The following is an 11,770-nucleotide window of genomic DNA, read 5'->3' as shown; positions in this document are numbered from 1 at the left end:
GCCCCCGGGTCAGCGGGCGCTGTTCAGGCGGCCCTGGTCATCCGCCCGGGCCACCGGAGGCAGCCGTCCGGGCGAAGCGCTCGGCGAGCTCCCCGAACGCGGCTCGGAGCTCCGGCGGCTCGACGACGTGCACGTCCGCCCCGAACCGTCCGAGCAAGGCGGCCAAGGCCGTCCACGACCAGGACCCGACCTCGACGCTGCAGCGCTCGACCTCCAGGTCCTCGACGACCCCGTCCTCGACGAACGGCGCCACGACCCTCGCCGGGAGGTCGACGACGACCTTCCCACGGCACGGCCAGTCGTTCGAGGCCCCTCCCCTGAACCTGGCCGCGACGAACTGCTGGACGTCGTCGCCGGGCACGGTACGTGGCGTGAACCGCGGGCCGGTGTGCGCACGGAGGACCATGCGGTCGACCCGGAAGATCCGCCACTGCGCGGCCCCCAGGTCCCATGCCACCAGGTACCAGCGGCCGCGGGCGGCCACGAGGTGGTGCGGTTCCGCCCGCCGCGGAGGCTGGACGCGCTCCTGCGATGTCCGCGCGCTCCCCCCGAGATAGTCGAAGCGGACGACCTCGCGGGCGCGGATCGCGGTCGACAGCGGGGCCAGATCGTCGGTCCCGACCACTCGCACCGGAGAGTCGTCGGCGAGCGTCGTGAACTGCACCGCATCGACCCGGGTCCGCAGCCGGCCCGGCATGACGCGGCGGATCGTGGAGAGCGCCCGTCGCGCGGCGTCCTCGACCCCCACCGCCGCGAGAGGCGCCGCCTGCAGTGCCACGGCGATGGCCATGACCTGGTCGTCGTCGAGCAACAACGGCGGGAGCTCGGCGCCTGCGTCCAGGCGGTAGCCGCCCACGGACCCGCGACCGGCACGGATCTCGTAGCCCATGTCGCGCAGGCGGTCCACGTCCCGGCGCACGGTCCGGAGGCTGACGCCCAGGCGCTCGGCGAGAACCGGTCCGGGCCAGTCCCGGCGTGCCTGGAGCAGGGACAGCAGGGCGAGCAGTCGTGAGGCCGTACCGGCGGGCTGGCTCATGTCCTTCATGCTACGAACCATGAGGACAGAAACTGACCTCATGGCTCGGCACAGTGGTCCTCGACGGGGCACCCGCCCCGGCACGGACCGACCGAGGAGCCGACATGACCGTCGCCACCACCACGCACCTGAACTTCCGCGGGACCGCCCGCGACGCGCTGACCTTCTACCAGGAGGTCTTCGGCGGGCAGCTCTCCGCCGTGACCTACGCCGACGCGCGCGCCGTGACCGACCCCACCGAGGCCGACCAGATCATGTGGGGCCAGGTCGCCTCCGATGACGGCTTCCGGGTCATGGCCTACGACGTACCCTCGCACACGAGCCACGACCCCGGGGTCGTCCCGGTCTTCGTGTCGGTCCGCGGCACGGACACGAACGAGCTCCGCCGCTACTGGGACGGGCTCGCCGACGGCGCCACGGTCCTCGTCCCCCTTGCCCAGGCCCCGTGGTCGCCCCTCTACGGCATGCTCACGGACCGCTTCGGCGTCTCCTGGGTGCTCGACGTCGAGGTCCCCTGGAACGGCTGACCCCTGCCCCTCGCGCTGCCCCGGCGCCCCGGGGCCCGCCTCGTCCCGCCGGTCAAGACCGCCGCTGCTCGAGCCACTCGATCGCGACGACGCCCTGCCGTCGCTGGAACGCGCGTAGCGTCGGCATGTTCAGCGGGGCGGGGTGGCGCGCCGCGTCGAAGAAGTACCCGGCGAGGCCTGCGAGGAACGCGTCGACGTGCTCGCGCGTCGCCCCCCGGAACAGCGGGTGGGTCGCCGCGATCCGGTCGACGTCGACCGTGCTGCCGTTGACCCGCGCGTCGAGCAGCAGGGTCACGCCGTCGATCCAGCGCGCGCCCGTCCCGGCCCACGGCCAGTCCACGACCCACACGCGCGCGGACGTGTCGACCAGCAGGTTGTCGCACCGCAGGTCGAGGTGGACGAGCCGGTCGCCGTGCGCGGCGCGGGCTGCCCCGGCCGCGAGCGCCTCGAGCTCGTCGAGGTGGCTGGCGGCCCAGGCCGGGAGCGCCGACAGGTCGCCGTCGGCGCGCAGCCGCGTCCAGCCGTCGAACGACGGGGCGAGCTCGGCCGACGCGTCGGGGAACGGCGAGGCGCCCGAGGGATCGCGGACCACGGGCTGCTCGAGCAGAGCTCCGAGGAGCGCGATGAGCTCGCGGCGCTCGGGCGGCAGGCCCGGGTGGCGGCCGTCGACGTCCTCGATCACGAGGGCGACCCACTCGTCGGACTCGTGCGCGCCCAGGAGCCGGGGCGCCGGCGCGGCGTCGGGCAGGTGGCGCAGCACGTCGAGCTCGCGGCGGTGGATGTCGTAGGCGTCGGCGTTGCGGGTACGGCTCACGGCCTTGACGAAGGCCCGGTCGCCCGCAGCGGTGCGCACGCGGTCGGCGCTGCCCGGGGAGTACCCGTGCGCCTGGCTCTCGGCCAGGACCACCTCGCCGCCCAGGATCTTCTCGACGTCCGCGCGCACCTGCGGTGCGAGCTCCTGCCAGGTCGTGCGCCGCGTCGAGACGGTGCGTCGTGTCGGGTCCATCCGGGTGACAGTAGTCGGCGCGCGGCGCGGGACCGCTGAGCGTGCGCCCGCGAGTCCTGTCGTGTCCTCGCAGGTCAGCCGCATCACCCCGCGCCGCGTGCCTCGCGCGCCTACTTCCCCGCGGGGGTCGGCTGCTTCTCGATCTCGACCCTCGTGAGCTCGGGCGTGAAGGCGTACACGTCCTCGCCGTCCGCGGAGATCCACCACTTGCCGCACATCACGGTGCTCGCCGTCTCCTGCCCCTCGGGCCACCACGTGGCCAGCAGGGTGGCGTCCGTCCGGTAGTCCTCGGCCGTGAAGCCCTCGCGCTCGGGCTGCGCGATGAGCGGGTTCTCGGCCGAGACGGTCGTGCAGTCGGCCGGCAGGCCGTCGAGGTCCCCCCGGTACGTGAGCAGGCGCTCCGTGCCCGTGGTGCGGAAGATCCCCGGGACGGTCGCGGCGTCGTCGGGCACCCACGTCGGGACGACCTCGTCGGCCTTGCCCTCCTTGCCGGTGTCGAACGCGTAGGTCTTGGTGTGGCCGTCGTTGCGTTCCTCGATGCTCTCGGAGAGGCCCCCGCACGCGCTGAGCGTGAGGGCCGCGAGGCCTCCGAGGGCGACGACGGCGAGCGTGCGGGATCGGCGGGCGATGGACGGGGAGGAGGTGTTCGTGGTCATGGCACCGACGCTACGGAGGCACCCGAGGGCGACGCGTCGGGTCCTGGTCGGGTCCTGCGGGCGCTCGTCTGCACCGCTCGCGGGACCCCGTGGCAGGCGGTCTCCACCTCTCGTCGCAGGTTCACGGTCGGCGCCCCAGGGTCATCCCCTAGGCGCCGGGATGCCGGATTCGTCACGTACGCCCCGTCGGCCATCCGGCGGCCCTCGTCCCGTCGGCCGCCGTTCACCGGCCGGTCACCGGCCGGGCCTAGGTTCCGAGCGTCCGCCCTGCACCCTGTGGGGCCATCGGAACGAGGAGCACGGAATGCGCGTGGTTCACCAGTCCCGCCTGCGGCACCCGAGGTCGGCCGCGGTCGTGGCCGCCGGCCTCACGGTCGCGGTCGCCGCCGGGACGTTCGGGGTCGTCGGCACTGCCGTCGCCGCCCCCGACCCGTCCGTCCCCCCTGCCGTCACGCTCTCGCCGCTCGGCACGTACTCCACGGGCCAGCTCGACGAGTCCGCCGCGGAGATCGTCGCGTTCCACGCGGCCTCCACGCGCCTGTTCGTCGTCAACGCCCAGTCCGGGAAGGTCGACGTGCTCGACGCCCGGGACCCCTCGGCACCGACCCGGCTGTTCGAGCTCGCGGTCGGCGGCACGGCCTCCGCGGACGACTCGGTCGTCGCGGCCGACGCCGTCGTGAACTCGGTCGCGATCCGCCCCGACGGCCTCGCCGTCGCCGCGGTCGAGTCCGGCACCAAGACCGACGACGGATGGCTCGTCCTCTTCGACGCCGCTGCTCCCGTGACCACGCCGGGCGCTGCCCCCGCGAACGCGATCCTCGGCGCCGTGCGCGTGGGCGCACTGCCCGACATGGTGACGTTCTCGCCCGACGGCTCGCGCATCGCGGTCGCGAACGAGGGCGAGCCCGCGGACGACTACAGCGTCGACCCCGAGGGCTCGGTATCGATCGTCGCGGCGCCCGCGAACCTCGCGAGCGCCACCCAGGCGGACGTGCGCACGGCGACGTTCCACGCGTTCGAGGCGGGTGGCACCAGACCCCTCCCGGCCGGGGTCCGCGTGTTCGGCGGCAGGGAGGCCGCGGGCACCGGCACGCCCGAGCGCCCCGTCTCGGAGAACCTCGAGCCCGAGTACATCGCGTGGGACGCGACCGGCACCGTCGCCTACGCGAGCGTCCAGGAGGCGAACGCGCTCGCGGTCGTCGACGTCGCGAGCGCGACGGTGACGGACCTGCTGCCGCTCGGGACGCAGGACCACCTCGCTGCGAGCAAGGGCCTCGACGCGTCCGACAAGGACGGGCGGATCGACATCCGCGCGTGGCCGGTCAAGGGCCTCTACCAGCCCGACACGATCGCCTCCTACCAGGCGGGCGGCGCGACGTACCTCGTGACCGCGAACGAGGGCGACTCGCGCGACTGGGCCGGGTACTCCGAGGTCAAGCGCGTCAAGGACCTCGGCAAGAAGGGCGTGCCCGGCCTGTGCGCCGACGCGTTCTCGTCGTTCGTCGGCGCGCCCGGCAACCCGGCGACGCTCGCCGACCTCACCGCGGACTCCCACGTGGGCCGGCTCAACGTCAGCACCGCGAGCGGCCTGCGCGCCGACGGCTCGTGCTACGAGGAGCTGTACTCCTACGGATCGCGCTCGTTCTCGATCTGGTCGACCGACGGCCGCCAGGTCTTCGACTCGGGCGACGCGTTCGAGCAGCTCGTGGCCTCGGTCGAGCCCGACTTCTTCAACTCGAACCACACCGAGTCCGGGTTCGACGGGCGCAGCGACGACAAGGGCCCCGAGCCCGAGGGGCTGACACTGGGCGAGGTCGGGGGGCGCACGTACGCGTTCATCGGCTTCGAGCGCGTGGGCGGCATCGCGGTCTACGACGTCACCGACCCCGCGCACGCGACCTACGTCTCCTACGTCAACCACCGCGACTTCTCGGTGAGCGCCGAGGCGACGCCCGAGAGGCTCGCCGAGGCCGGCGACCTGGGGCCCGAGGGCCTCACGTTCGTCCCCGCGAGCGACTCGCCCACGGGCGCGCCGCTGCTCGCGGTCGGGAACGAGATCTCGGGCACCACGACGTTCTACGGCGTCGACGTCCCCGGGGCCGAGCCCGACGACGGGCGGATCGACCTCACGGTCACCATCCCCGCCGCACCCATCGAGCCGGGCGAGTTCGTGTGGACGGTCGACGGCGGCAGCCGCGTCGTGGACCTCGGCACGGCCCGGCTCGCGGGCGACCACCTCGCGGCCACGGGACGGCTGAGCGCCGTGACGGTCACCGACACCCGTGCGACGGCTCCCGCATGGTCCGTCTCGGCCCAGGTCGACGACTTCACGAGCGGCGCCGGCGCGGGTGCGCGCACGCTGCCCGGCAAGCACCTCGGCTGGACCCCGTCGCTCGTGACGGCGGGCGGCGGGACGCTCGCCGGCGCCCCCGTGGCCTCGGGTCTCGTGAGCGGCAACGGCCTCGCCGACTCGGCCCTCCTCGGCTCGGCCGCAGCCGGGCACGAGCTGGGCAGCGCGGTCCTCGGGGCCGACCTCGACCTGCGCTTCCCGGTCGACGCCGCCGCGGGCACGTACACCGCGACGCTCACGCTGACCGCGATCGGCTGACCGGCCGTGGACCGTCGCGCCGCGGCCGCCCGCCGTCGTCGCGGTGCGGCGGCCGTCCTCGCCGGGGTGGTGGCAGCGCTGCTGTCGACCGCCCCGGCCGGGGCCCTCGAAGCGCCCGACGGCGCAGCACCGGTCGAGCCCGTGCCGGTCGGCGAACCCGTCAGCTGGGGCGTGGCCCCCGCCTCGGCCCCGACGTTCGACCTCGTCCTCGACCCCGGGGCCACGGTCACCGACGAGCTCGTCGTGACGAACCACGGCGACGTCCCGCTCGACCTCGCGGTCTACGCGGCCGACGCCTTCACCTCGCCCACGGGTGCTCTCGACGTCCTGCCCGCGGGCACGCCGTCCGAGGACCTGGGCGCCTGGATCACCCCGGACGCCGCGCGCGTCGCGGTGGGCCCGGGCGAACGGGTCACGGTCCCCTTCACCCTGACCGTCCCGGCCGGGGCGACGCCCGGCGACCACACGGCCGCGCTCGTCACCTCGCTCGTGACGGGGGCGGGCGAGGGCGGGGTCGCGGTCGACCGGCGCCTCGGCACGCGAGTCCTGGTCAGGGTCGCGGGCGACCTCGTCCCGTCGGCTGCGATCACGGCCGTCCATGCCGCCTACACCGGGGCGTGGAACCCCGCGGGCACCGGGGACGCGCAGGTCTCGTACACCGTGACCAACACGGGCAACGTGCGCCTCACGGGCCCGCTCTCGGCGACGGTCGCGAGCGGTGTCGGCAGCGTGTCGGTCCCGCTGGGCGACCTGCCCGAGCTCCTTCCGGGCGACGCGATCACCCTCACGGGGACGGTGAGCGGCGTCGCGCCGCTCGGGTGGCTCAGGGCGTCCGTGACCCTCGCGCCCGTCGTCGCCACCCCGGCGAGCACCACCCTGCCCGACGGCGCCGCCTCCCACCCCGTGCCCCCCGCCACGGGCGAGGGGCACCTGTGGGCGGTCCCGTGGTCGGCGCTCGCCCTGGCGGCCCTGCTGGTCGGTGCGGTGCTGGGCCGGCGGGCGCTGCGCCGTCGGGCACGCGTGCGGTTCGAGGCCGCGGTCGACGCGGCGCTCGCAGCCCGCTGAGTGCGTGATTCGGCTGCGACTCGCCGGGCGTGTCGCAGCCGAACCATGCACTCAACGGCCGGCAGCCTCCGCGGGCTCGGCGGCCTCCTCGACCGCGGACGCGCGCGAGCCCCTGAGCGAGAGCAGCATCGAGACCGCGAGCCCCGCCGCGGTGACCCCGACGAGCAGACGGTAGTCGACCGCGCCGACGACGGCCGCCGCGACCACGGTCATGACGAGCTGCGGCACGTTGAGCAGCATGTTCGTCGCGGCCGACGTGCGGCCCTGGAGCGTCGGCGGCGTCTTGAGCTGGCGCTCGGTCACGAACCCCACGATCGCCCACGTGACACCCAGCCCGATCGCGCCCATCCCCCCGATGATCGCGACGAGGTTCGTGCCCAGGGCGGGCAGGATCCCGAGCGTCACGATCCCCAGCGCGAGGGCGACCAGTCGCTGCGACCCGATCCGCTTGATCATGCGCGCAGCCGTGAGCCCCGCGACGATCGCCGTGACGCCCTGGACGCTCGAGATCGGCCCGAGCATCTCCGGGCCAAGTCCCAGTCCGTTCTCGATGACCGCGAAGCTCACCGCGTTGAGCACGCCCACGGCCCCGAACGCGACCGCGAGCGCAACGGTCAGGACGCCGAGCGGCGCGGTGCGGATCAGGTGCCGGAAGCCCGCGGTGACCTCGGCGAGGAACGGCTCACGCTCGTCGTGCGGTGTCGGCGGGGTCTCGTCGAGCACGATCCGGGACACGAAGAACGCCGCGACCACGAACGCGACGACGGCCGAGACGACGAGCGGCAGCGGGCCGACGGCGACGTACACGCCCGCACCGATGACCGGCATGACGAGGCGGAACGTCTGGTCGATCGTCGTGAGGCGGCCGTTGGCGGCCCCGAGCGCCTCGTCGGGCAGCAGGTCGCGGATGAGCCCGGACTGGGCCGCGGCCGTCGCGAACCCGATCCCCGAGTAGAGCACCGTGACGACGAAGATCAGCCACACCTGGTCGGGACCCCGGACCGCGAACAACGAGAGCAGCGAGACCGCGCCGACGAGGTAGGCGACGATCATCATGCGGCGGCGCGAGACGCGGTCGGCGACCTGGCCGAGCAGCGGCGAGACGAGCGCCGGGAGGCCCAGCGCGGCGAACACGAGGCCCGCGGTGCCGTTCGAGCCCGTGAGGTCCTTGACCCACACCGCGAAGATGACCGCGAGGACCGAGTCCGCGAAGTTCGTGAAGCCCCACCCGACCGTCAGGAGGCGGAAGGGGCGCGTGCGCAGGGCCCGCCTGACCCGTGTCGCGGCGTCGGTGTCGGTGTCCGTGCTCATGCGTCGGCCTCCTCGCCGGTCGGCAGCTCGATCGTGACCGAGCCGTGGGCCCTACCCGGGCCGGGGGCGGCCGGGTACGCGGCGGGCCCGGGGGCGTCCGGGTCGAAGGGGTCCGCGTTGACGACACCGAAGAGCCGGGCGGGCCGCGACCCCTCGGGGCGCAGCTCGGGGTGCGCCCAGCGGCCCTCGAAGCGGTCGGTGATCGCCTGGAGCTCGCGCGAGAGCTCGGTGAGCTCGGCGGGCGTCGCCCAGAACGAGCTCTTGGTCATGACGGACGCGAGCAACCACTCGTGGGGCTGGCGAGGCGCGCCGTCGATCCAGTGCGCGATCCGCGCGGCCTCCTGGTCGACGACGATCCGCGCGAGCTCGCCCGCGGCGCGCAGCGACTCGGGCTGCTCGGGGTCGTAACGGCTGGTGCGACCGGTGCCCACGGGCTTCCACGGCTTCTCCCGGCCGACGCGCTCGGCCGGCTCGACGAACCCGTACTTTGCGAGCATCCGCAGGTGAAAGGAGCAGCTCGCGACCGACTCCCCCGTGACCTCCGCGCAGCGCGTGGCCGTGGCCTGCCCCTCGTCGTCGAGCAGGTCCAGGATCGCGAGACGCAGCGGGTGCGCCAGGGCGCGGATGCGCTCCGGGTCGGAGGTCGTGACGGCCTCGTCGCGCTGCGCCGGAGCCGGGGGCTGCGCGGGCTGGTGAGCGGCGTCGTCGGGCGGTGTGGTCTGCGGCATGGCAGCCACGCTACAACTCTAAAGAAGTCTTGCGCAAGACTTCTTTAGAGTCAGATGAGCACCTGGCTCTCCTGCCGCAGGTCGTGCAACCGGTCGATCACGACCACTCCCCCGAGCACCGCGACGGCCAGGCTCGCACCGGCCAGGACGTCCGTCACGAAGTGGTAGCCGAGGTAGAGCCTGCTCCCACCGACCACGACGATCACGACGACGCTCACCACGACCCACAGCGCGAACACGATCCGGCGCTGCCGCCCCTCCTTCCACTGCCGCCACACGAGGTATCCCCCGACGAGCACGAGGGTCGCCGCGCCGATCGTGTGCCCCGACGGGAACGAGAAGCTGCGCTCGACGCCCGCGACGACCATCGCCGACTCGTCCGGTCGCGGTCGGGCCACGACCGCCTTGAGGACCGTCGAGACGAGCGTCGAGGTGATCATGGCCCCGACGAGCAGACCGGGCTCCCACCAGCGCTTGGTCGCGAGCCCCCACCACAGGCAGCCCACGGCCACGAGGACCGGCAGCACCACGGGCCCGAACATGTTGGTGATGAACGTCAGCACGGTCGTCGCGGCAGCGCTCCGGTGCGCGACCATCCACTCCAGCACCACGTCGTCGGTGAACCAGAGGTCGTCGCGCTCGCGCACGGAGTCGTAGACGACCAGGAACCCCAGGACGCCGATCACGATCAGGACCAGGCCCGGCAGCGCGGCGACCAGCCGCGAGCGCCACACGTCCCGCCCGCCCGACGGCGCCGCCTCCCCCGCACTCAGGTCACCTCGGGCGTCACGCGCCTCGTCGTCAGGGTTCATCCCGAGAGCCTAGGGAGAAAAAGGGGTGCGCCGCTCGGCGAGGAGGTGGAAGTGTGGCACCCATCACCGCGGTGGCGTCCGTCCGGTCAGTACCGGGCGGTGGAGGGCCCGGCCAGGTCCACGAATCCGACGTCACGAGAGACACCACCATGCATCCCCAGCTCATGTACGACGTCGCCGACCTCGGTCGGCGCGAACAGCTCCAGGAGCAGACCCGCCGCCGCAGCTCGCTGCGGCGGGCGACGACGCGCCTCCCGGAGCACACCCGGCGATCCCGCCGACCCCGTCACACCGCATGACGCGGCTCGACCCTCCGGCACCGCCTGCCGACCGGGTCCCCGCACGCCGAAGGCCCTGACTCCTCACGGGAGCCAGGGCCTTCTCGCTGTCCGCGGACTCGCGTCAGGCGCGCTCGGCGCGCTCGCCCAGGACGGCGTCCACCTCGCGCAGGAAGTCGGGGAGGTCGCCCGGGTCGCGGGACGTCACGAGCGTCCACCCGCCGGCGTCGTCCCGGACCACCGACCGGTCCTGCCAGGTGCCGCCCGCGTTGCGCACGTCGGTCCGCAGCGACGGGTAGGTCGTCAGGGTCTTGCCCTCGAGCACGCCTGCCTCGACGAGCACCCACGGACCGTGGCAGATGGCCGCGACCGGTCGCCCTGTCGTCGCGAACGACGTCACGGCGGCGATCGCCTCGTCCTCGAGCCGCAGCGAGTCGGCGTTGAGCGTTCCGCCGGGGACGAGCAGCAGGTCGTAGCCCGTGGGGTCGACGTCCTGCAGCCGGAGGGTGGGCGAGACGGTCGTCCCCGGGTCCTTGTCACCCACGAGGGTCTCGACGGGGTCGATCGTCACGGCCGCGACGTCGACGTCCGCCCCTGCCGACCGCAGGTGCTCGAGCGGCACCACCAGCTCGTCCTGCTCGACGCCGTAGTTCGTCACGATCGCCAGGACGCGGCGGCCCGCCAGGTCCGTGTCAGCCATGGTTGTCTCCTTCTCGTCGTCGTGGGAGCACCCGGGCGCGGTCGCGTCCAGGTCCTCCTCGACGGTAGGTCGGGCCCGTCCGGCTCGCAGCACGGGCGTCCAGGGCCTCGTCCCCGGCCCCCACGGCCTAGGCTGTGGGCGTGAGCCCCGTGAACACCAACGACCGCATCGTGTGGATCGACTGCGAGATGACCGGCCTCGACCTGGGCGCCGACGCGCTCATCGAGGTCGCCGCCGTCGTCACCGACTCCGAGCTGAACGTCCTGGGCGAGGGGGTCGACGTCCTCATCACCCCGCCGGACGAGGCGATCGAGCAGATGGGTGACTTCGTCCGCGAGATGCACACCACCTCGGGGCTGCTGGAGGAGCTGCCGGGCGGCACGACCATGGCCGACGCGCAGGCCCGCGTGCTGGAGTACGTCCGCACCTGGGTGCCCGAGCCCGGCAAGGCCCCGCTCGCGGGGAACTCGGTCGGCACCGACAAGACCTTCCTCGAGCGGGACATGCCGGAGCTGGTCGGGCACCTGCACTACCGGATCGTCGACGTCTCCTCGATCAAGGAGCTCGCGCGTCGCTGGTACCCGCGCGTCTACTTCGCGTCCCCGGCCAAGACGGGCGGCCACCGTGCGCTGGGCGACATCCTCGACAGCATCGACGAGCTGCGCTACTACCGCGAGGCGCTGTTCGTGCCCCAGCCCGGCACGGACTCGCGAACCGCGAAGGCGATCGCCGAGCGGATCAAGGCGACGAGCGTCGGCACGACGCTCGGGACGATCCTCGCGCCCTTGCCAGGAGCCGCCGCGGGAGACACCGCGGCCCCCGGTTCGGCGCCCACCGGGACCGAGGCCGAAAAGCTGTCCTGAGAGCCCTCAGAAACCAGGTACACTTTTCGACGGCTGCTAGAACGGTTCCTCGGAACCCGAGCAGGCCGTGGTGGGTATAGCTCAGCTGGTAGAGCACCTGGTTGTGGTCCAGGGGGTCGCGGGTTCAAGTCCCGTTACTCACCCCACGGGAAGAGGCTCCTCGCGTTCGCGCGAGGAGCC

Annotated in this window: 11 protein-coding genes and 1 tRNA gene; 5 read left to right on the top strand and 7 right to left on the bottom strand. The window is 73.6% G+C overall.

The features are described 5' to 3' along the window. Positions 1-37 precede the first annotated feature (37 nt). Positions 38-1,036 (bottom strand): helix-turn-helix transcriptional regulator, encoded by a 999-nt coding sequence (locus ACFRCR_RS00640; protein WP_377674589.1) that lies wholly within the window; start codon positions 1,034-1,036, stop codon positions 38-40. Between the two features lie 104 nt (positions 1,037-1,140). Here ACFRCR_RS00640 and ACFRCR_RS00635 point away from each other — a divergent pair, with 104 nt between their 5' ends. After that, positions 1,141-1,563: a VOC family protein gene (locus ACFRCR_RS00635; RefSeq protein WP_377674587.1), complete on the top strand. Its 423-nt coding sequence runs from the start codon at positions 1,141-1,143 to the stop codon at positions 1,561-1,563. 52 nt (positions 1,564-1,615) lie between these two features. Here ACFRCR_RS00635 and ACFRCR_RS00630 read toward each other — a convergent pair whose 3' ends face one another. Then, entirely contained in the window at positions 1,616-2,569 is a 954-nt protein-coding gene (locus tag ACFRCR_RS00630) for a phosphotransferase (protein ID WP_377674585.1), read from the bottom strand. A gap of 110 nt (positions 2,570-2,679) precedes the next feature. Beyond that, positions 2,680-3,225 carry a hypothetical protein gene (locus ACFRCR_RS00625; protein ID WP_377674583.1) on the bottom strand — a complete coding sequence of 182 codons (546 nt, stop codon included), beginning with the start codon at positions 3,223-3,225 and terminating at the stop codon, positions 2,680-2,682. Between the two features lie 304 nt (positions 3,226-3,529). Here ACFRCR_RS00625 and ACFRCR_RS00620 point away from each other — a divergent pair, with 304 nt between their 5' ends. Both ACFRCR_RS00620 and ACFRCR_RS00615 read left to right on the top strand, forming a co-directional pair. Then, positions 3,530-5,833 carry a choice-of-anchor I family protein gene (locus ACFRCR_RS00620; RefSeq protein ID WP_377674581.1) on the top strand — a complete coding sequence of 768 codons (2,304 nt, stop codon included), beginning with the start codon at positions 3,530-3,532 and terminating at the stop codon, positions 5,831-5,833. Positions 5,834-5,839: 6 nt separating this feature from the next. Next, positions 5,840-6,898, top strand: a complete 1,059-nt coding sequence (locus ACFRCR_RS00615; protein ID WP_377674579.1) for a WxL protein peptidoglycan domain-containing protein — start codon at positions 5,840-5,842, stop codon at positions 6,896-6,898. Positions 6,899-6,949: 51 nt separating this feature from the next. Here the strand turns inward: ACFRCR_RS00615 and ACFRCR_RS00610 are convergent, their stop codons facing one another. The 4 genes from ACFRCR_RS00610 to ACFRCR_RS00595 form a co-directional block, all read right to left on the bottom strand. Beyond that, on the bottom strand, positions 6,950-8,209 hold the full coding sequence (locus tag ACFRCR_RS00610) for an MFS transporter (protein ID WP_377674577.1): 1,260 nt from the start codon (positions 8,207-8,209) through the stop codon (positions 6,950-6,952). Next, entirely contained in the window at positions 8,206-8,937 is a 732-nt protein-coding gene (locus tag ACFRCR_RS00605) for an ArsR/SmtB family transcription factor (RefSeq protein ID WP_377674575.1), read from the bottom strand. The genes ACFRCR_RS00610 and ACFRCR_RS00605 overlap by 4 nt, the downstream gene beginning before the upstream one ends. Before the next feature lie 50 nt (positions 8,938-8,987). Then, positions 8,988-9,749, bottom strand: coding sequence for a phosphatase PAP2 family protein (locus ACFRCR_RS00600; RefSeq protein ID WP_377674573.1), 762 nt, complete (start codon positions 9,747-9,749; stop codon positions 8,988-8,990). A 402-nt stretch (positions 9,750-10,151) separates the two neighbouring features. Next, positions 10,152-10,727: a type 1 glutamine amidotransferase domain-containing protein gene (locus ACFRCR_RS00595; RefSeq protein ID WP_377674571.1), complete on the bottom strand. Its 576-nt coding sequence runs from the start codon at positions 10,725-10,727 to the stop codon at positions 10,152-10,154. Between the two features lie 188 nt (positions 10,728-10,915). On the opposite strand from ACFRCR_RS00595, the gene orn reads away from it, so the two are divergent. Further along, positions 10,916-11,590, top strand: coding sequence for an oligoribonuclease (gene orn, locus ACFRCR_RS00590; RefSeq protein ID WP_377674645.1), 675 nt, complete (start codon positions 10,916-10,918; stop codon positions 11,588-11,590). A gap of 70 nt (positions 11,591-11,660) precedes the next feature. Further along, positions 11,661-11,736: transfer RNA gene (locus ACFRCR_RS00585), tRNA-His, on the top strand. The last annotated feature ends 34 nt before the right edge of the window (positions 11,737-11,770 follow it).

Source organism: Oerskovia sp. NPDC056781, from assembly GCF_042789955.1.
Classification (GTDB): Bacteria; Actinomycetota; Actinomycetes; order Actinomycetales; family Cellulomonadaceae; genus Oerskovia; species Oerskovia rustica.
The sequence above is the reverse complement of the archived record's forward strand: the minus strand, read 5'-3'. Positions and strand labels throughout refer to the sequence as shown.

Bases quoted from the DNA above. Each gene is read 5' to 3' on its own strand.
- ACFRCR_RS00640 (WP_377674589.1), bottom strand. From the start codon at position 1,036: ATGAGCCAGCCCGCCGGTACGGCCTCACGACTGCTCGCCCTGCTGTCC.
- ACFRCR_RS00635 (WP_377674587.1), top strand. From the start codon at position 1,141: ATGACCGTCGCCACCACCACGCACCTGAACTTCCGCGGGACCGCCCGC.
- ACFRCR_RS00630 (WP_377674585.1), bottom strand. From the start codon at position 2,569: ATGGACCCGACACGACGCACCGTCTCGACGCGGCGCACGACCTGGCAG.
- ACFRCR_RS00625 (WP_377674583.1), bottom strand. From the start codon at position 3,225: ATGACCACGAACACCTCCTCCCCGTCCATCGCCCGCCGATCCCGCACG.
- ACFRCR_RS00620 (WP_377674581.1), top strand. From the start codon at position 3,530: ATGCGCGTGGTTCACCAGTCCCGCCTGCGGCACCCGAGGTCGGCCGCG.
- ACFRCR_RS00610 (WP_377674577.1), bottom strand. From the start codon at position 8,209: ATGAGCACGGACACCGACACCGACGCCGCGACACGGGTCAGGCGGGCC.
- ACFRCR_RS00605 (WP_377674575.1), bottom strand. From the start codon at position 8,937: ATGCCGCAGACCACACCGCCCGACGACGCCGCTCACCAGCCCGCGCAG.
- ACFRCR_RS00600 (WP_377674573.1), bottom strand. From the start codon at position 9,749: ATGAACCCTGACGACGAGGCGCGTGACGCCCGAGGTGACCTGAGTGCG.
- ACFRCR_RS00595 (WP_377674571.1), bottom strand. From the start codon at position 10,727: ATGGCTGACACGGACCTGGCGGGCCGCCGCGTCCTGGCGATCGTGACG.
- orn (WP_377674645.1), top strand. From the start codon at position 10,916: ATGACCGGCCTCGACCTGGGCGCCGACGCGCTCATCGAGGTCGCCGCC.